At 75.9% G+C, this 19161-nt stretch carries 16 protein-coding genes and 1 pseudogene; 11 read left to right on the forward strand and 6 right to left on the reverse strand.

What is annotated here, in order from left to right; all coding sequences use genetic code 11:
- Nucleotides 1-117: 117 nt before the first annotated feature.
- The 5 genes and pseudogenes from ACIF6L_RS15070 to ACIF6L_RS15090 form a co-directional block, all read right to left on the reverse strand.
- Entirely contained in the window at nucleotides 118-1107 is a 990-nt protein-coding gene (locus ACIF6L_RS15070) for an ABC transporter substrate-binding protein (RefSeq protein WP_396487268.1), read from the reverse strand.
- Nucleotides 1108-1197: 90 nt separating this feature from the next.
- Nucleotides 1198-1458, reverse strand: a complete 261-nt coding sequence (locus tag ACIF6L_RS15075; protein ID WP_359810970.1) for a phosphopantetheine-binding protein — start codon at nucleotides 1456-1458, stop codon at nucleotides 1198-1200.
- Between the two features lie 71 nt (nucleotides 1459-1529).
- Nucleotides 1530-2900: a lysine N(6)-hydroxylase/L-ornithine N(5)-oxygenase family protein gene (locus tag ACIF6L_RS15080; protein WP_396487270.1), complete on the reverse strand. Its 1371-nt coding sequence runs from the start codon at nucleotides 2898-2900 to the stop codon at nucleotides 1530-1532.
- Nucleotides 2901-3035: 135 nt separating this feature from the next.
- Nucleotides 3036-3935: an acetylglutamate kinase gene (gene argB, locus ACIF6L_RS15085; protein ID WP_396487675.1), complete on the reverse strand. Its 900-nt coding sequence runs from the start codon at nucleotides 3933-3935 to the stop codon at nucleotides 3036-3038.
- A 391-nt stretch (nucleotides 3936-4326) separates the two neighbouring features.
- Nucleotides 4327-4455, reverse strand: a pseudogene (locus ACIF6L_RS15090) (siderophore-interacting protein); the annotation flags it as partial.
- 456 nt (nucleotides 4456-4911) lie between these two features.
- On the opposite strand from ACIF6L_RS15090, the gene lanL (ACIF6L_RS15095) reads away from it, so the two are divergent.
- Together lanL (ACIF6L_RS15095) and ACIF6L_RS15100 are read left to right on the forward strand one after the other, a co-directional pair.
- Nucleotides 4912-7782: a class IV lanthionine synthetase LanL gene (gene lanL, locus ACIF6L_RS15095; protein WP_396487272.1), complete on the forward strand. Its 2871-nt coding sequence runs from the start codon at nucleotides 4912-4914 to the stop codon at nucleotides 7780-7782.
- A gap of 649 nt (nucleotides 7783-8431) precedes the next feature.
- Entirely contained in the window at nucleotides 8432-9508 is a 1077-nt protein-coding gene (locus ACIF6L_RS15100) for an NUDIX domain-containing protein (RefSeq protein WP_396487274.1), read from the forward strand.
- Nucleotides 9509-9639: 131 nt separating this feature from the next.
- Here the strand turns inward: ACIF6L_RS15100 and ACIF6L_RS15105 are convergent, their stop codons facing one another.
- Nucleotides 9640-9798, reverse strand: a complete 159-nt coding sequence (locus ACIF6L_RS15105; RefSeq protein WP_396487276.1) for a hypothetical protein — start codon at nucleotides 9796-9798, stop codon at nucleotides 9640-9642.
- Between the two features lie 251 nt (nucleotides 9799-10049).
- Here ACIF6L_RS15105 and ACIF6L_RS15110 point away from each other — a divergent pair, with 251 nt between their 5' ends.
- The 9 genes from ACIF6L_RS15110 (at nucleotide 10050) to ACIF6L_RS15150 (ending at nucleotide 18951) form a co-directional block, all read left to right on the forward strand.
- Nucleotides 10050-10955: an immunity 49 family protein gene (locus ACIF6L_RS15110; RefSeq protein WP_396487278.1), complete on the forward strand. Its 906-nt coding sequence runs from the start codon at nucleotides 10050-10052 to the stop codon at nucleotides 10953-10955.
- Nucleotides 10956-11059: 104 nt separating this feature from the next.
- On the forward strand, nucleotides 11060-11383 hold the full coding sequence (locus ACIF6L_RS15115) for a plasmid stabilization protein (protein ID WP_359839545.1): 324 nt from the start codon (nucleotides 11060-11062) through the stop codon (nucleotides 11381-11383).
- 438 nt (nucleotides 11384-11821) lie between these two features.
- Nucleotides 11822-12049, forward strand: a complete 228-nt coding sequence (locus tag ACIF6L_RS15120; protein ID WP_329491510.1) for an amphi-Trp domain-containing protein — start codon at nucleotides 11822-11824, stop codon at nucleotides 12047-12049.
- Nucleotides 12034-12816 carry a histone deacetylase gene (locus ACIF6L_RS15125; RefSeq protein WP_396487280.1) on the forward strand — a complete coding sequence of 261 codons (783 nt, stop codon included), beginning with the start codon at nucleotides 12034-12036 and terminating at the stop codon, nucleotides 12814-12816. The genes ACIF6L_RS15120 and ACIF6L_RS15125 overlap by 16 nt, the downstream gene beginning before the upstream one ends.
- A gap of 264 nt (nucleotides 12817-13080) precedes the next feature.
- A complete protein-coding gene (locus ACIF6L_RS15130) occupies nucleotides 13081-13668 on the forward strand; it encodes a lytic polysaccharide monooxygenase (protein WP_329491508.1) in 588 nt (195 codons plus the stop codon).
- Nucleotides 13669-14019: 351 nt separating this feature from the next.
- Complete coding sequence (locus ACIF6L_RS15135) at nucleotides 14020-14187, forward strand: SflA family class IV lanthipeptide (RefSeq protein WP_329491507.1); 168 nt, start codon at nucleotides 14020-14022, stop codon at nucleotides 14185-14187.
- A gap of 161 nt (nucleotides 14188-14348) precedes the next feature.
- Nucleotides 14349-17081 (forward strand): class IV lanthionine synthetase LanL, encoded by a 2733-nt coding sequence (lanL, locus tag ACIF6L_RS15140; protein ID WP_396487282.1) that lies wholly within the window; start codon nucleotides 14349-14351, stop codon nucleotides 17079-17081.
- 321 nt (nucleotides 17082-17402) lie between these two features.
- A complete protein-coding gene (locus ACIF6L_RS15145; protein WP_396487284.1) occupies nucleotides 17403-17972 on the forward strand; it encodes a hypothetical protein in 570 nt (189 codons plus the stop codon).
- Entirely contained in the window at nucleotides 17959-18951 is a 993-nt protein-coding gene (locus tag ACIF6L_RS15150) for a class F sortase (RefSeq protein WP_396487285.1), read from the forward strand. The genes ACIF6L_RS15145 and ACIF6L_RS15150 overlap by 14 nt, the downstream gene beginning before the upstream one ends.
- The last annotated feature ends 210 nt before the right edge of the window (nucleotides 18952-19161 follow it).

Genomic DNA, 19161 nt, shown 5'->3' on the forward strand with positions numbered 1-19161 from the left:
GTGCGCTGTGGTGCGTGGTGGTGCGTGCTGGTGCGTGCTGGTGCGCTCTGGTGTGCGCGGTGCTGGGGCGCGGGGCGGCCCGCCGGGGAGGTGCCCGGCGGGCCGGCCGGCCGGAGCCTAGAGGCCCTTGAGGATGGTCTCGATCTGGCCGAGCACGTCGATCGAGGTGCCGTACCGGTCGCTGGTCGCGTAGGTGACCGGGATGACCTTGTTCGCCTGGACGGCCTTGAGGTTCTTCCAGGACGGCTGCTTGTCGAGGTCCTTGGTGTCCTGCGGGACCTCGCCGGTGGCGGCCGTCCGAGGGACCAGGATGATGTCGGCGTCGGCGAGCACGTCGAGCTTCTCGGTCGAGTAGGTGACCTCGTGCTCCTTGGTGTCGCCGGACGCCTGGGAGAAGGTGGCGCCCACGTCGCTCAGCACCCGGCCGACCCAGGAGCTGCTGGTGTCGACGAGGAACTCGCCGCCGCCGTAGGAGGACGCGATGGTCCACTTGACGGTGTTGAGCTTGCCGGCGTAGTCGGCCTTGATCTTGGCGGCCTTGGTGTCGTAGTCCGACTTCAGCTTCTTGAACTCGGCCTCCTTGCCCACGGCCGTGGCGATCTTCTCCTGGGCGGTGTACAGGTCGACCGGCTTGTCGATGCCGAAGTAGAGGGTCGGCGCGATGCCTTCGAGCTTGCTGACGCCCCAGTCGAAGGCGGTGGCGCCCTCGACCACGATCAGGTCGGGCTTGAGGGAGGCGACCTTCTCGACGTTGATCTCGATGCCGGAGCCGATGGCCTCGATCTTCTTGGCGGCCTCGGTCTGCGAGGGCAGCAGCTCCATCGGGTTGTTGTCGTCGATGGTGCTGGTGCCGACCGGCTGGACGCCGAGGTCGAGCAGCGCGCCGGTGGCGTAGGAGACGGAGACGATCCGCTTGACCCCGGCCGGGACGGTGACCTTGCCGTTGGTCGCCTCGATCACCTGGGCGGCCTTGGCGCCGCCGGACGCACCGGAGGCGGCCTCGCTCTTGCTGTCGCCGCTCGAGCCGCAGGCGGTGAGGCCGAGGGCGGCGACACCGGCGGCGGCGGCGATCCTCAGACCACGGGACGGCAGGGCACGGGTGTTCATCGTTCTCCTTGGGGTACTGCGTGGCGTGCACGGGGGCGCTGGGCGTGCGGTGGGCGGGCGGGGGGGTGAGCTGCGCGGCCGCCCGCGGGGTCAGGCTGCCGAGAGGTGGGCGGACCACACCCGGACGGTCGGGGCGCCGAGGTCGGCCAGGTCGGCGAAGTCCACCCGGGCGCCCCGGGCGCGCCACTTCTCGATCAGGTGCATCAGGCGCATCGAGTCGAGCCCGAGGTCCCGGAGGTCGTCGTCGTCACCGACCGCCGCCGGCTCCTCGCCGAGGAGTTCGGCGATGTCGGCGCGGATGCTCTCGGTGTCCAGGACGGGGGCGGACCCGGACGGGCTGGTGTCGGTCATGGCGTGTGTTCTTTCGCTTCCAGGTCGAGGGGGGGGAGTTCGCCGGTGCGGCCCGGCAGGCCGGCGGACCGTCAGCCGGTGACGCCGAGGCGGCCGTCCTCGGCCCGCAGCTGGCGGCCGGTGTGGCGCAGCAGCAGCGAGTCGCAGATCTCGCCGGAGCGCACCGCCAGGGTGGAGAGCAGCGACGAGGTGATGCCGTGGGTGTGCTCGGTGCCGCCCTGGAGGTAGATCCCCACGTCGACGTGGTCGTCGGTCAGCACCCGGTGGTCGCGGTCGACCCGGAGGCGGCCGAGCTGGTCGGTGCGGCAGGTCGCGCCGAGGTCGCCGAGGAGGTCCCGCGGGTCGACGTGCTCGTAGCCGGTGGCGAGCACCACCGCGTCCGACTCCAGGGCCGTCGTCACGCCGGTGGTCAGCGAGCGGACCTCGGCGACGGCGCCGTCGGCCAGCTGCCCGACGCCGGTGAGCCGGGTGGCGTTGAGGATCCGCAGCCGCTCCCGGCCGGCCACCTTCTCCTGGTAGACGGTCCGGTAGAGCTGCTCGATCAGGTCACCGTCGACCACCGAGTAGTTGGTGTTCGCGTGGTAGTCGAGCAGGGTCCGCTTGGCCTCGTCCGGCGCGGCGTAGAACTCGTCCACGGCGGACGGGTCGAAGATCCGGTTGGCGAACGGGCTGTCGTCGGCCGGGCTGTAGCCGTAGCGGGTGAGGACGGCGCAGATCTCCGCCTCGGGGAAGGTCCGGTGCAGGAACTCGACGGCCTCGGCGGCCGACTGGCCGGCGCCGACCACCGTGAAGCGGCGGTGGCGCAGCTCCGCGCGCCGCTCGATCAGGTCGGGGGCGCGGAACAGCAGGTCGCGGGTGTGGATGACGCGGTCCCCGGCGGTGACGCCCTGGGGCATCCGCGGCTTCAGGCCGGTGCCCACCGCGATGTTGCGGGCCAGCCGGACCTCGCGGTCGGCCGGGTCGGTGACCGACCGGGACTCCACCTCGACGACCTCGACCCGGCCGTCCGGGGTGGTCACCGGGCGGACCGCGGTGACCTCGCGGCCGTAGGCCGTCCGACCGGCGAACTCGGCGGCGCACCACTCGAAGTAGTCGTGGAACTCCAGGCGGGTCGGGTAGAAGGACTTCTGGTTGATGAAGTCCGCGAGCCGGCCGCGCTCCTGGAGGTAGGTCAGGAAGGTGAAGCGGCTGCGGGGGTCCCGCATCGTCACGAGGTCCTTGAGGAAGGAGACCTGCATGGTCGCCCCCTCCAGCAGCATCCCGCGGTGCCAGCCGAACGTCGCCTGCTTCTCCAGGAAGCCGACCTTGAGGGCCTGCTGAGGGTCCCGGCGGTTGTGCTCGTCGACGGCGATGGCCAGGGCCAGGTTGGCGGGACCGAAGCCTATGCCGACCAGGTCGTCGGCGCCCTCGCCTCGGTCGATTGCGCCGTTCTCGCTCGACATGATCGATCCTTCCGTTGCTTCTTGCTTCTCGGCCCCGCCGGTGTCCGGTCGACCGCCGCGGCAGCCGTCCGTCACTCGCCCACTTGCATAGGTAAGGCTTACCTAAGTTCTATCACTTGATCGGGTGAGTCAAATTCAGATCGTGCCCGAACCGACCATCGCGACCTGCCGACCTTCCGCGTCGGCCGCCTCGTCCCGGCGCACCAGCGGCGCGTCGGGCACCACCTCGGTACCCACCGGCGGCCCGCCGAAGGCCGCCAGCACCCCATGGCGGACCCGTCCGTCCAGCACCCGCGCACTGCCCACGCCGGCCCGGACGGCCCGCAGGCAGCCCTCCATCTTCGGGACCATGCCACTCGCCAAGTTCGGCAGGAGTTCCGCGAGTTGGGTGGCGGTCAGCGAGGGGACCACCTCCTGCGAACGCGGCCAGTCGCGATAGAGCCCCGCCACGTCGGTGAGCATCACCAGCAGCTCCGCGCCCAGCGCGGCGGCCACCGCGGCGGCGGCGGTGTCCGCGTTGACGTTGTAGACGTCACCGCCCACGCCGCGCGCGACCGGGGAGATGACCGGGACCCTGCCGTCCGCCAGCAGCGTGCGCACCATCGAGGGGTCGACGGACGCGATGTCACCCACCTGCCCGATGTCCACCCGCTCGCCGTCCACGACGGCGTGCCGCCGGACGGCCGTCATGGTGTGGGCGTCCTCGCCGGTCATGCCGACCGCGAAGGGACCGTGGCGGTTCACCAGGCCGACCAGCTCGCGCTGCACCTGACCGGCCAGCACCATCCGGACCACGTCCATCGCCTCCGGCGTGGTGACCCGCAGGCCGTTGGTGAAGTGCGACTCGATCCCGAGGCGCCCCAGCTGGGCACTGATCTGCGGACCGCCGCCGTGCACCACCACCGGCCGGACACCCGCGTAGCGGAGCAGCACGACGTCCTGGGCGAAGGCCGCCTTGAGGCCCTCGTCCACCATCGCGTTCCCGCCGAACTTGATCACGACGATCTTGCCGCGGAACCGCTCCAGCCACGGCAGCGCCGCGAGGGGGCCACCCGTGCGCGAAGTTCCAGCAACCCCGGCGCGACGTGCGCGCCCGGCCAGGCCGTTCTCCACCGATCCCCCTGCACTCAGGATGCCCGCACCGGGATGTGCGGCATTCGCTCCCCTCCACCCCGCCACCCGGCTTCGCGAGTGCCGGAGGGAGTGCGGTTCGGTCGCTCCAGAACCACTTAGGCAAGGGTAACCTTACATTTCTTCACCCTTCCCGTCACCATCCCGTACGAACGTCGCCCGCCCGTGCGAAACCGGGGCGCCCGGAGCACAGTCCGCCCGGACCGCTCCACCGCGGCGGCGCGGCCAAGGGCGCCAGTAGCCGAGCGCGGGCAACCGCCCCTTTGCGACGGCGATTTCCCGGCGGGCGAACTGGGCCGGCGCCGGGCAACCAGACCCGCACCCACATGGTCGGATGGACACCGGTGGCCGCGAGCAGCCCGCCGTGCGTGAAGCGCACCCGGCGGCGGTTCTCGGCGACGTCCTCGACGCCGGTAACCGTCAACGCGAAGTCCCTGCCCCGCCTCGGCTTGAGGGCGACGCCCTACCAGCCATGGCCGTGGCCCGCGACAGCCTCCAGCTCGGGGCAAGTGTTAGGGAAGGCTAGCCTCACTGTCGAGCTGGTGAACGTCGACCCTCCGGCCACCACCCGCCCCCCGGCCGGCCGTCAACCACCGTTCGGGGGGCGGGTGGTGGCCGCTACCTGGGTGGCGTCCTCGGCTGCCGGTCGTACCGCGGGACCAGAAGATACGTGCGCGGCCCCCATGGTCCGGCCGCCCGGCGGGCGCGAGGATCGAGACCGCCCGGCGGCGCCGGCCCGGACCGCCGCCCTCGCCCGGGCCGCTCCGCACCCGCGCCCGCGCCCGCACCCGCACCCGCACCCGCACCCGCACCCGCACCCGCACCCGCACCCGCACCGACCTGTACCGCACCGGCCCGCTCCGGCTTGGGAGGCCCCAGGATGTCCGAGGTACCCGCGGCCTCCGGCCACCAGGACACGACGCTCTACCGCGACCTCGTCGAGGCCGAGTTGCGCCGCCGCGGCGCCGACGGCTGGACGGTCAGGGCCGAGGACCCGTGGTGCCTGGTCTCCCACGACGGCGCCCCGGCGCGCGAGCAGGGCTGGAAGCTGCACCTGGGCGCCACCCCGCTGTCGGCACCCACCGTCCTCGCCCGGGCCGTCCGGGTCCTCGCCGCCGAGCGGGCCCCGTTCAAGTTCGCCGCGACGCCGGCCCGGGTGGCCGAGCTGGTCTCGGCCCGGGCCGACCGGGGCGGCGGCGGCAAGTTCCTCACCGTCTACCCCGTCGACGACGAGCAGTTCCGACGGCTGGCCGAGGCCCTGCACCGGGCCACCGCGGCCCTGCCCGGCCCCGGCATCCTCTCCGACCGCCCGTACCGGCCGGACAGCCTGGTGCACTACCGGTACGGCGCGTTCCGCCGCGACGAGCGGCTGACCGCCGACGGCCTCCTCGAAACGATGCTGCGCACCCCCGAGGGCGGCTTCGTCCGGGACCTCAGACTCCCCCGCTTCGCACCGCCCCCGTGGGCGCCACCACCGTTCCCGGCAGACGAAGCCGACGGCCGACCACATCCCGGCGGCAGCTCCCCGGGCGGCTCCGGTGTCCTGCTCGACGACCGGTACGTAGTGCGCTCCGCGATCCGGTACTCCTACCGCGGCGGGATCTACCTGGCCACCGACCGCCGGACCGGCCGGGAGGTCGTCGTCAAGGAGGCCCGGCAGCACGTCGGCGCCACGCTGGCGGGCGCGGACGCGACCGACCTGCTGCGCCACGAGGCGCGGATGCTCGACCGGCTGGCGGAGCACGGGCTCTGTCCGCGCGCGCTCGGCCTCGTCCACCAGGGCGGCAACCTCTACCTCGTGCAGGAACGCGTCCCCGGTCAGGACCTGCGCGCCTGGACGGCCGGCCGCCCGGACACCGAACCGGACACCGAACCGGCCACCACCCGGCCGACCCCGGCCGGACCGGCCGCCCCCGGGCGGACCTCGGACGAGCCGCCCGCCGACGGGCCGACCGCGACCGGACCGGTCACCACCGGACCCGTCACCACCGGGCGGATCGCCGAGCAACTGGTCGCGCTGGTCCGGCAGGTGCACGCGCTCGGCCTGGTCCTGCGCGACCTCAGCCCGGGCAACGTCATGGTCACCCCGGACGGCACCCTGCGGCTGGTGGACCTGGAAGCCCTCGCCCACCCCGGCGACCGGGTGCGGCGGGTGGAGACCCCCGGGTACACCGCGCCCGAGACCGCCTCCGCACCGCCGTTCGGACCGGCGCCGGGGCCCGAGGCGGACCTCTTCAGCCTCGGCGCGGTGCTCTTCCACCTCCTCACCGGCGCCGACCCCGTGCTCGCCTCGGACCGCCCCGCCCGGCGCGGCCAGGACGAGCGGCTGGCCGCGCTGCTCACCCACGCCCTCGCCGACCGGCCGCGCCTCCACCCGTTCCGGCCGCTCGTCCTGACCCTGATGGCCGAGGATCCGGCCCGGCGCGCCCTCCCCGACACCCCGCCGCTCGCCGACACACCGCCGCTCGCCACCCGCGGCCGCGGGCCCGCCCCCGTCCCCGCCTCCGGGCTCGACCCGGCCGCCGCCGAACCCGTCCCCCCGGCCGCCACCGGGTTCGAACAGCGGTTGCTCGACGACGGGTTGGCCTGGCTGCTGCGCACCATGACCCCGGACGACCGGCAACGGCTCTGGGCCCCCGGGGAGTCCGGCACCCGGACCGATCCGCTGAACGTCCAGCACGGCGCCGCCGGAGTGCTCGGCGTCCTGGTGGCGGCCGCCCGGGTCTTGGACCGGCCGCGGCTGCGGGACGCCGTCGCCACCGCCGCCCGGTGGACCCACGACCGGGTCGACCCGGCGTCACCGGGCCTGCCCGGCCTGTACTTCGGGCGCTCCGGGACAGCCTGGGCCCTGCTGGACGCGGCCCGCCTGCTCGACGACGACGCCCTCGCCGCCCGGGCCGCGGACCTCGCCCGCCGGATCCCCCTCGACGGGCCCAACCCGGACGTCTGCCACGGAGTGGCCGGGGCCGGCCTGACCCAGCTGCACTTCTGGCGGACCACCGGCGACCCGGAGTTCCGCCGGGGCGCCGTGACCGCCGCCGACCACCTGCTCGCCGCCGCCCGCGCGGGCCGATCGGGCGTGCTCTGGCCGGTACCCGCCGGCGCCGACTCCGCGCTGGCCGGCATCCACCACCTCGGCTTCGGGCACGGCGCGGCCGGCGTCGCCACCTTCCTCCTGCGGACCGGTCTGGCCACCGGGCGCGAGGACTTCGTCCGGGCCGCCGAGCAGGCCGGCGAGACCCTGCTGCGCGCCGTCCGGGTCGAGGACGGCGCGGCCGGCTGGGCCATGGACGACCGGCGGGCCCGCGCCAGGACGCACCCTCCCCAGTGGTGCAGCGGTGCCTCCGGCATCGGCACCTTCCTGGTCCGGCTCTGGCGGGCCGGCGGGGACCCGCGCCACCGCGAGGCCGCCGAGCAGGCCGCCGTCGCGGTGCACCGGTCGCGCCACCGCGCCTCCCCCGCCGCCTGCCACGGCCTGGCCGGGAACGCCGAGTTCCTGCTCGACCTCGCGGCCGCCCTGGCCGAACCACGCTACCGGCGGTGGGCCGCGGACCTGGTCGCCGCCGCCCACGCCCGCAATGTCGTGCACGACGGTCTGCTCCTCGTCCCCGACGAGACCCTCTCCCGCGTGCACGCGGCGTACAACACCGGACTGTCCGGCCTGCTCGGCCTGCTGACTCGGCTGCGGCACGGCGGGACCCGACTCTGGCTCCCCGCCGGGGAGCCGCCCCTCGACCCGGAAGGGAGGTGACTCGACATGACGACGGACGTGACGACCCTGCAGACCCTGGAGCTGGAGGAGGACGCGGTCTGGCCGGACTGGATCTGCCCGATCATCAGCTGCTGGTCCTCCGACTGGCAGGCCGACTAGCTCCTCTCCGCCCCGCTCGGGTGTGGGCCGGCCTCCGGGCCGGCCCACACCCCTGTCGGGAGGTCCGGCCGGGCGGCGGCCGGGACGGGACCACACCTTCGAGTGGCGCGGTCCGGAAACGCCGCCGGACCGGCGGGCCGTGCGGCCATCATCGGTGGACCGACGAACTCCGATGTGACCGGGAGAGCACCGTGCGCGTCCGCACCACCGCCAGTCCCCCTGCCGCCCCGCCGCCGTCGTGCTCCGGCGCGTCCCGCCCGAGCACGGCCCGAACCGGGCTGCCGGTGGGCCGACTTCGCCGCCCCGGGGTCCGCGCCCGGGACGGCGCCGGGCGCGTCGCCGCGCTCCCCGGGCAGGCCTGACGGCCCGCTGCCCCGCCGGTCCCCGGCCCACCGCTCGGGTGACGACCGCCGGTCCGACCGGTCCCGGAGCCGCCCACCACCGGCGCGGCCCGCGTCCACCCCCGTCCGCCCTGTCGGCGCACCGCCGCGTCCGGACCGTTCGCCCGCAGGGCCCCGTCAGGAGAGCCGTGAACCCAACCCCCCTGCCCGACCCCGAGCTGGCCCGCTACCTCGTCGCGCACCCCGCACCGGCCGCCTGCGCCGACGCCCTGATCCGCGACCACCTCGGCCGGGTGCTCATCGTGGACCCCGACTACAAGCCGGGCTGGGACCTGCCCGGCGGCATGCTGGAGGACGAGGAGCCCGAACCCGCCCTGGTGCGCGAGCTCCAGGAGGAGCTCGGCCTCGACGCCGAGATCGGCCGCCTGCTGGCCGTCGACACCGCCCCGGCCGAACTGTGGGGCCGGGCGATCATCTCCCTCGCCTACGCCGCCCGCCCGAGGGCGGCGGTGGACGCGGCCGCGCTGGTGCTGCAGCCCGGCGAGATCCGCGCCGCGAAGTTCGTACCGGAGCGGGAGGCGCTGACGCTGCTCGCGCCGACGGTGGCCCGGCGGTTCGCCGCCGCGGCGGCCGCCGAACGCGGCGCGCACACGGCGGTGCTGCGCGACGGGCACCGCCCGCCGATGCCGCCGCGCGACCACTTCGCCCAGCTGCCGGCGCCGATGGCGGCGGCCACCGTGCTGGTGCGCGACACCGCAGGCCGGGTGCTGGTGCTCGATCCGTCCTACAAGCCGGAGGCCGAGCTGCCGGGCGGCATGGTCGAGGCCTGCGAGTCCCCCGAGCAGGCCGCCGCCCGCGAACTGCGGGAGGAGCTGGCGCTGGACCTCCCGGTCGGGCGGCTCCTGGTGGTGGACACCGCGCCCGCGACGGCCACCGGGCACGGCCGGGCCGTCACCTGCTTCCTGTACGACGCGGCGCCGCTCACGGCCGCGCAGGCGGGCGCGCTGCGGTTCGCCGACGGGGAGGTCCGGGCCGCCTCCTGGCTCGATCCGGGAGAGGCGGCGCGGCGGCTGCCCCGGCACCTGGCCGCGCGGCTGACCGCCGCGCTGCGCGCGCTGGAGGACGGCGGCATCATCCATCTCAGGGCGGGCGTCCCCGCGACGCCCGCGCAGGGCGCCGGTGCGACGGCGGGGGGCCGCGCACCGGCGGCGGCCGCCCGGCAGGATCCGCAGGGCGGTGGCGCGCGACGGTGGCCCGACGTATGAGTCGACCCGCACCGGGGCGAAGCGCCACGGGGCGGAGCGACGACGGATGGAGCGACGGCAGGAATCGCGGTCGCGGTGAGGGTGGTGAGGGTGGGGGCGGGGTTCGGCCGCCGGGAGTCGTGCGGGCGGCCTCAGGCCTCGGGGAACTGCTCCTCGTGGTCGGCCACCCCGGCGGGTTCCAGGAACGGCGCGCGCTCCACGGGCTGCAGGTGCTGGCGGTCCGTCTGGACGGGAACGGTCGCGGAAGGCTCGGAGAAGGGCTGCCACAAGGGGCGCAAGTCGGCGGTCACGATCACCAGTCTGCCAGTCCCGGGGCCCGCCCGGTGCCCGCCCGCCCACCGACGGCCGGGTCGGCCCCGCGCGACCGTCCCGCGGCGGGGTGCGGCGCGGGCGGATCCGGCGGTGAACCGGCCCCGCGGCGGGGGCGGTGACGCTCCCCGCCCCGGTGGGTCCGGGCCGTCCGGGGCGGGTCGGCCGGGGCGGCAACCGCCCTGGTAGCGTCGGGCGGCCAGCCGGAATGATCACAGGAAAGGCAGTAGCCGTGCAGGAAGTGACGTGCCACAAGGTCGACGATGACCGCATCGCCCGGGCCCTCGACGACATCGGTGGACAGTCGTTCAACCGCTGGCACTCGCTCCGCTACGACTCGCTGTCCATCGGGGGCCTGGTACGGCTGCAGGGCGAACTCCTCGACCACGTCGGCGCCCGCACCCTGAGCGACCCCGCGCTGACCGGTCCGTCCGGCCGCGACGTCCTGCGGGCGGCCGCCGAGTGCGCGCTCGGGGTACTGGCGCTAGGCAGCTTCCCGAACGGCGACTTCGAGGTCTACTTCCCGCTCAACGACCAGACCCTCGACAGCGGGGACTTCGCCTTCGGCGACGCGGTGGACGACGTGTCCACGGCGCGCACCTGGCTCGACACCTTCGCGCTCTGCGTGACCACGGACCTGCTCCACCGGCCGGAGCGGGTGGTCGGCCCCCTGCTCAAGGACGACTACGCGCCCGCGATCCGCGACGGGGTGCCGTACTCGCCGCTGGAGTCGGTGTCGGACCCCGGCGACCTCGCCGCGATGGACGCGCTGTGCGGGTACCTCGCCGACATGGTCGGCACCTGGCCCGCGACGCGGGTCGCCCCGGAGCCGATCACCAAGCCCGACGCGCAGGCCCGCGCCGAGGCCGCCCGGCGGCTGGACGCGGCCGGTGCGCTCACCCCGGACCAGCGGCTGCTCCGCGTGCTCCTGGACGACGACCGGGCCGCCTTCGAGCACGCCCTGACCGAGCGTCTCGGCCTCCACCGGGACGGCGTGGGACCGGACCCGGAGCCGAGGACCCTGCTGCCGGTCGAGACCGTCGCCCTGGCCGCCCTCGCCGTCCGGGCGCACGGCTGGCAGCTGGAGACCCGCTCCGGCTACCTGCCGGAGGGCCTGCTGGCCGACCCGCAGGAGTAGCCCCGCCCGACGCGCGGTACGGGCCGGCGGGAACTCCCGCGGCTTCCGCCGATTCGCCGAACGGCGACCGGGTAGGCGCGCGCCGGGAGGAGAGGAGAACTGCGATGCCCCGAGGATCGAGCCCCAAGCGGGAGCGCCAGTACGAGCACATCAAGGAGAGCGTGCTGGAGCGCGGTGAGAGCGAGGACCTGGCGGAGGAGATCGCCGCCCGGACGGTCAACAAGGAGCGGGCCAGACACGGCGAGGCGCGGACCGCCAGCCGGAGTTCCACCCACGACATCTCCTCCGGCCGGCGGGGCGGACTGCGGTCCCACGAGGGCGCCGGGGGCCGCACCTACGACCAGCTGTACAACGAGGCCAAGCACCGCAACATCAAGGGCCGTTCGAAGATGAACAAGCGGGAGCTGGAGCACGCGCTCGGCCGCTGACGCCGCCCGCCGCACACCCGGAACGAGACCCGCCGCACCCCGCCGCACCCCCGAAGCGAGAGGTGGCCGTGATGACCAGACCGACACCCCCGAACCCGGACACCGAGCCGTTCCCGCACCCGGCCCCCGGGCCGCGCCACCCGGGCGAGGAACCCGTCCCCGTGCCGCCGCCCGTCCCACCGTTCCCCGACCCGGATCCGGCGCCCCCGCCGCAACCCGGACCCGCCGGGGTGTGAGCGGCCCGGGTGACCGGTCCGGGCGGGCGGCCCGGGCGGGCGGTCCGGGGTCACGCCCGGGAGGCACGGGACCGCGGAGAGCGACCGGTGGCGACCGGCCGTGACCGGACTGCCCGGGCGGCGGCCGGGCGGCGGCCGGGCGGCGGCCGGGCGGCGGGGTCACACTGGACGTATCCGCCGTCCCCCGGGTTTGGAGGCCTCCGTGAGTGAGCTCAAGTTCGAGCAGAAGGCCTCGCTGACCCGGCTCGAAGCGGCCGACCGGCTCACCGCGCTCGCGGACGCGCTGCGGCACGGCGCCAGCGCCGAGCTGGACCTCGGCCCCGGCACACTGACCGTGCGCGTCCCCGACGAACTCCAGATCGAGATCGAGGTCGAGGTCGAGGACGGGCAGATCGAGCTTGAGGTCGAGCTCAAGTGGCGGACCGAGTAGACCGACCCGACGGCGCCACCCCGGGCCTGCCCCGGCCCGGCTTCAGGGCACCACCCGTCGGGCGCGCGACCGGGAGCCGTGACGCCGCGGCACGGTGGCTGCTCCGCCCGGCGGGCGCCGCAGCGGCCGACGGCGACCCCGACCACGTCTGGTACGCCGCCTACGGCTCGAACATGTGCGCCGAGCGGCTGGCCTGCTACCTTCGCGGCGGCCGGCCGCCTGGTGGTGCCCGGACGTACCCCGGCTGCCGCGACGGGCGGCCGCCGGAGCGGGCCGTGCCGGTGACGCTCCCCGGGCAGCTGTACTTCGCGCTGGAGTCGACGGTCTGGGGCGGTGGCACGGCCTTCTACGACCCGGACCGGACCGGCCTGGTGCCGGCGCGCGCCTATCTGCTGACCACGGGGCAGTTCAGCGACATCGCCGCCCAGGAGAGGCACCGGCAGCCGGGGGCCGACCTCTCGCCGGCCACCGCCCTGCGCACCGGGCGGGACCGGCTCTGGCCGGGCCGCTACGGGACGCTGGTGTGCCCCGGCTCCCTCGACCACACCCCCGTGCTGACCCTCACCGCCTCCGGCGGCCTGGCCGACGCCGACCTGCGGGCACCCCGCGCCGCCTATCTGCGCACCATCGCCGCCGGACTGGTCCAGGCCCATGGCTGGGACCTCGGACGGATCGCCGACTACCTCGGCACCCGCCCGGGGGCCGACGCGCAGTGGACCCCCGCCGCCCTCCGCCGGGCCCTGGCGGAGACCGTCGGCGACGGCTGAGGACCACACTGCGCTCCCGCCGGACCGCTCCCGAACATACCGGCCGGCCACCCTGCCGCCGCGCAGGAATGACGAACGCCCCTCTGGGGAAAGGGCGTTCATGACGGCGAATGGTTCAGACCATTGACGGCCCGGGGCCACAACTCCTACGGTGGGGACCACACCGACCTGGCGCAGGCATGCCAAGAGATCGACGGCCGCCGCACCCCCACGCGCGCGCCCTGCGTCGGGCGCACACTCCATCCACCCCCACGGAGGAGCACCATGCGCAAACGTCATCTCGCCGTCGTGGCCGCGGCCGCGGTCGCGCTGCCGCTCACGCTGGCCCTGCCGGCGCAGTCGCACGGCTTCATCAACCTGCCGCCCAGCCGGGCGGCCCTGTGCGGCGCGGGCGTCGTCACCAACTGCGGCGACATCCAGTGGGAGCCGCAGAGCGTCGAGGGCCCGAAGGGCTTCCCCAGCCGCGGACCGGCCGACGGCACCATCTGCGCCGGCGCCGACCCGCGCTGGGCGCCGCTCGACGCCCCGCGCAACGGCAACTGGCCGACCACCAACGTGACGGCGGGCCAGCAGCTCACCTTCACCTGGAACATCGAGGCCCGGCACGCCACCACCACGTTCAAGTACTACCTCACCAAGCCCGGTTACGACGCGACCCAGAAGATCACCCGGGCCAACCTGGACCTGACCCCGTTCCTGACCGTCAACTACAACGGGCGCCAGCCCGCCGCCACGACCACCCACACCGGGACCCTTCCCAGCGGCCGCACCGGCCACCAGGTCGTCGTGGCGGTCTGGGAGATCGCCGACACCAACAACTCGTTCTACTCCTGCACCGACGTCAAGTTCTGACCTGACGCCAGTGCCGCACCGACGCCCGTCGGCCCCCTGCCCGGCACAGCTGTCCGAGACCCGGCCCGGTGCACTCCGTCGCACGACGGAGTGCACCGGGCCGGGCGACCGGGGCGGGGCGACGGGCCGGGACCGTGTGCGCGAACCGCCCCCGGCCTCGCCCCCGCCGTGCCGAACCGGCGGGTACCCGGGGTGCCGGTGGTGCCACTGGGACGGGTGCGAAGCAGCGCGGCCCGACGGTCCGAAAGGGTCGAACATCTGCGCTGTCGCACCTCTATGGCGGGCCCGAACGAATGGCTAACATGGGCGGCCCGCACGGGAATCAGCCAAGGTGAATGGGAGGAACCACCCATGAGTGCACTGGTACTGGACATCCGCGACGCCGGCCTACTGGACATCGACGACGAGGTGATCGCGTTCGAGGACGAGTTCGACGCCGACCTCGCCCCGGCGGCCTGTCTCGCCGACCCGTTCGTCACCTACGTCCCCACCCGCTTCGACTGCGCGGTGGACGCCTGACCCTCGCCGGACACCCGGCCTGCGGGCGGGCGCCGCCCGAACTGCCGTGCGCCGCAAGCCCGCAGGCCACCGCACCGGCTCGCACGCCGTACCTTCTCGCACCTGCCCGCCGACACCCGGCGGGGTACCCGTGCGACCGGACCCGGGGACGTGGTGGACTCGTGCCGTCAGCAGCAGCACCTACCGGCGCGCGGCCGGACCCCGGCGCCGCCGGGGCGCTGCGGGCCCGGATCGCCGCCCTGGTCGCGGCCGCCCCGGGCTCGCACCGCCAACTGCACTGCGGTGACGACTGGTTGTATCTGCACGACCCCGACATGCCGGCGCTCCCGCACGGCTGGAAGCTCCATGTGTCGGCCCGCCCCGACCGGTTCCCGCACCTGCTGGACGTGGTGGTCCCGATCCTGCTGCGGCGCACCTGCGACGCCAAGTTCGCCGCCGGCACCGCCGTGCTGCGCGAGCTGAACACCGGACTGCGCGACCCGGCCGCCGTGGGCAAGGCCGTCACGGTCTACCCGTGCCCGGGCGAAGAGGCCGCCCTCGCGGACGAGTTGGCGAACGCGCTGACCGGCTGGACCGGCCCCCGGGTGCCCAGTGACCGGCAGTTGCGGGCCGACGCCCCGGTCTACTACCGGTACGGCCTGTTCCGGGTCGCCGCCGAGGACTCGACGCTCCTCATGACCGGCCCGGCCGGCGAGACCTTTCCCGCCCCGGCCGCCCCCCACTATCGCCAACCACCCTGGGTGAGCGACCCGTTCGCACCGCGCACCGCCCCGCGACCGACGAGCAACCGGATCGGCGACGGCGGCCGCTACCGGATCACCGCCGGCATCACCCGCGCACCGGGCGGCCATGTGTACCGGGCGGTCGACGTGGTCACCGGCCGCGAGGTGGTGGTGAAGCAGGCCCGCGCCTTCGTCGCCGAGGACGCCGCCGGCATCGACGCGCGGGGCAGGCTCCGGCACGAGCGACGGGTCCTGACCGCACTGGCGGGCGTGGGCGGAGTACCGCGCCTGGTCGACTACGTCCGGCACGGCGAGGACGAGTACCTGGTGAGCAGCGCCTGCGGCCGGCGCGACCTGCGTCGCGACGTGCTCGAAGGCGGCCCCTACGAGGCCCGCGCCGCCGGGCCCGGCGGCGCGCACGGGCCGGGCCGCGACTGGTGGTCGCTGGCGCGCGGACTGCTCCGGGCACTGGACGCGGTGCACGCGCGCGGCGTGGTGATGTGCGATCTGAAGCCGGCCAACGTGGTGCTCGACGCGGCGGGCGGGTGCGCGCTGGTCGACTTCGGCATCAGCGCCCTCGACGGCGAACGGCCGGCCGGGACGACCCGGGGGTACGGACTGCCCTGCCCGGCGACCACGACCGCCCACCCCACCGACGACTACTACGCGTTGGGGACGACACTGCACTACGCGGCCACCGGTCTCGACCCGGTGGTGATCGACCCGGACCGGGCCACCAACCGCGACCGCACGCTGGCCTGCCTGGCCGGTGCGCTGCCCGACCCGCAGCACCCGGCGGTCGCGCTGGTCGCGGGCCTGCTCGGCTTCGACCCGGCGGAGCGAGCGGCGGCCGCGGACGCCCTGCGCCACCACGCCGCGCCGCCCGGCACGGGCCTTGCGGGCACCGTGGGCGAGCGCAGCGACCGCGCTCGGCGCGTTCCCGCGCCGCCGCGTCCGCCCCGGGTGACCGCCGAACTGCTCGGCGAGGTCGTCGACCACACCGTCACCACCTGCGTGCGGCTGGCCGGCGAGCTGGTCACCGCCGATGCGCGGAGCAGGGAGCCGCGCGCCCTGCTCTCCTTCTACGACGGCAGCGCCGGGCTCGGTCTCGAACTGCTGCAGCACGCCGACCGCCCCGACGCCCGGGCGGCCGCCACCGCGCTGGCCCGGTGGACGGCGGCACACCCCGCGATCGACCGGCTCGGACCCGGCCTGTACGAGGGCCGCACCGGGGTCGACCTCTTCCTCGCCCGGGCGGCCGACGTGCTGGGCACCGAGGAGCCGCTCGCCGCCGGTCCCGGTCCGGGTGACGTCCGCTCCACGGACCAGATCTCCGGCGCGGCCGGCCTCGGAACCGGCCGGCTGCTGCTGGCCGGGCGAGCACGCGCCGCGGGTCGCGAAGCCGAGGCCGAGCAGCACCTCGCGACGGCCCGGGCCTGCGCCCGGCTGCTCACCGACGGCCGGGCCGACGGGCCCCGGGAGACGCCGAACCCGGGGACCGCCGCACTCGAAGAAGGCTTCGCGCACGGCCGCGCCGGAGTCGCCCACTTCCTCCTCGGCCTGTCCGCCGCGTCCGCCACCGCTGCCACAACCGCGACTCCGGCCGGCCGCGTCGGCCTCGCCCGCAGCGCCCACAGCGCCTACCGCGCCGAAGACACCGAGGCGGCCGCGGCGGCGGCGCGCCGTCTGGTGGACGCGCTCGCCGAGGACGTCCCCCGGCTCGTAGTGGCCGCCGGCCGGCCCGGGGCCACCCGCCGGTACGGGTCCTGGTGCCGGGGTCTGGCCGGCATCGGCACGACGCTCGTCCAGGCGGGCCGGTACTACGGCGCGGACGAGTTCCTCACCCGGGCCGCCGACGCCGCGCGAGCCTGTCGCGAGTCGGCCCCGAGGACGGCACCCGTCGTCCAGTGCTGCGGGCTCGCGGGCGCCGGGGAGTTGCTGATCGACCTGGCGCTGGCCACCGGGGACGAGCGGCACTGGGAGGCCGCCGAGGAGATCGCCGGGCTGGTCCTGGCCCGCAGCGGCGGCCGCGCGGGCCGACCGGTGTTCCCGGCCACCGATCCCACCGTCGAGTCCGCCGCCTGGGCGGTCGGCACCAGCGGTGTGCTCTCCTTCCTGCGCCGGCTCCACCGCCGGGGCGGCCCCCGGCTCGGCATGCTGCTCCAGCCCTGAACTCCCGGGCGCCGTAGGGGCGACAGGGCCTGGGTCGCTACCGGGCCGGACCGGGAACGACACTGGGCGCCGGCGGCGCCACCGGCCCGCCGGGGCACCCCGGAACCCCCCTCGGTAGGACGCGTACCCACCCCGCCGGAGCTCCGCCCGCCGTCCGCGACCCTTGCGCGCACCACGCCGTGCAACAGTCACGGCCGGCTGTTACCCAGCCGATGGACAGCCGTGACACGACCTCCCGGGGACCGCGACAAGGCCCTCCTACTGTCGGTCGGGAGGCGCCGACCGCACGGTCGGCGCACCGCGACAAGGAGAGACGCCCGTATGTCGAAGCACCGCTCCACCCGCACCACCAACTCGACCGCCCGTCGGGCCCTGGCGGGCTGCACCATCGCGGGGGCGGCCCTGTTCGCCACCGTCTCCGGCGGCCAGGCCTGGGCCGACGGGGTCCGGACCCCGTCCCCCACCGCCCCGGCCGTCGACCACCCCGACCAGCCCGCCACGGCGCCCTCGGCACCCGCCGCCAAGCCCAGCCAGCCCGCGCGTCCCGCCCCGGCCGTCTCCCAGCCGGCGGCCGCCAACGGTGCCGCCCAGCCCGCCCCGGCCGCGCCGTCCGCCAAGGGCGCCCAGCCCGCCCCGGCCGCCCCCGCCGCGCCGACCGTCACCCCCAGCGGCGCGGCGCAGCCCAGCCGCGGCCCCGTCCCGCAGGACAACTCCCGCGCCGACCAGCCGCAGGTCACGTCGGTGCCCCAGGGCGCCGCCCAGGCCGGCGACGGCAGCGGGGCCCTCGACGACGCCGGCACCAAGCTGGTCGGCGGCAGCGCCGCGGCCGCCGTCGGTGCGGGCGCGCTGGGCTTCGCAATGCTGCGCCGCCGGTCCGGTGCGCGCGGCTGACGACGGTTCCGGGCACTCCGACGGCTTCGCGGCGGCAGCCGCTCCCGACGGGTCCCCCGTCGCCCGGCCCGCGTACGGCGACGTACGCGGGCCGGGCGACGGTCCCGGCCGGGCCGGAGCCGGGCCCGGAACCGATCACCAGGCGCAGCCGGCCCCCGACCCGGGCCGGGAGCGGGCGCCGGGCAGCGGCCCGGGCAACGGCTCGGGCACCGGGCCGACCGCCCGCCGGGCCCGGCGCGACGCGACCCGGTGGTCCGGCGGCCGGCGGCCCCGGCGGACCGGCTGTTCCGGGTCGGTCGGCGTTCGCCGGGCCGCGCTCGGCGCGGGCGGCCTGCTCTGCCTCGTCCTCGGCGCCTCCGTCGCGCTGTCGGGCACGCAGACCCCGGTGGTGCGCATCCAGCCCTCCGTGAACCGGGCGGACCCCGCCGTCCCGGCCGCCGACCGGGCGGGCGGGCCGGCCACCGGACCGGCTGCGGCGAGCGGGGCGGCCACCCCGGCGCCGCGGCCCTTCGCCGCGTCGGCTCCGACCCGGCTGGTCGTCCCCTCGGCCGGGGTGGACGCGCCGGTCTCCGGGCTGGGTCTGAACCCGGACGGCACGGTCGAAGTCCCGTCCGCCGACCGGGCCGACGAGGTCGGCTGGTACCGCAACGGACCGACCCCCGGGGAGACCGGCCCGGCCGTCCTGATCGGCCACTACGACACCGTGCACGGCCCGGCGGTCTTCGCCGGTCTGCCGAAGCTCCGCCCGGGCGACCTCGTCCAGGTGCGCCGCGCCGACGGCAGCACCGTGGAGTTCAGGGTCCGCTCCCTGCTCCAGGCCGGCAAGGACCGGTTCCCGACCGAGACGGTCTACGGCAACACCAGCGCGCCGGAGCTCCGGCTGATCACCTGCGGGGGGCGGATCGGTTCGGACGGCCACTGGACGGACAACATCATCGTCCTGGCCGACCTGGTCCCCCCGGGCGCCCCGGCGAGCTGACCGGGCGAACCGACCGGCCGACCGGCCCGGGCCGACCAAGGGACCGGACCGAACGAACGGACCGGACCGAACGAACCGACCGGCCCCGACCGGCCACGGCCGGGGGGCGCGGGCCGCGCGCCCGCGGGTCCGCCCCCGCCCCCCGCCCCCCGGGGGTCCCCCCCCGGGGGGGGTGCCCCGGCGGGCGGGACCACCCCAGAGCGGTAGGGC

Source organism: Kitasatospora sp. NPDC086009, from assembly GCF_044540385.1.
In the GTDB taxonomy this organism is placed as follows: Bacteria; Actinomycetota; Actinomycetes; order Streptomycetales; family Streptomycetaceae; genus Kitasatospora.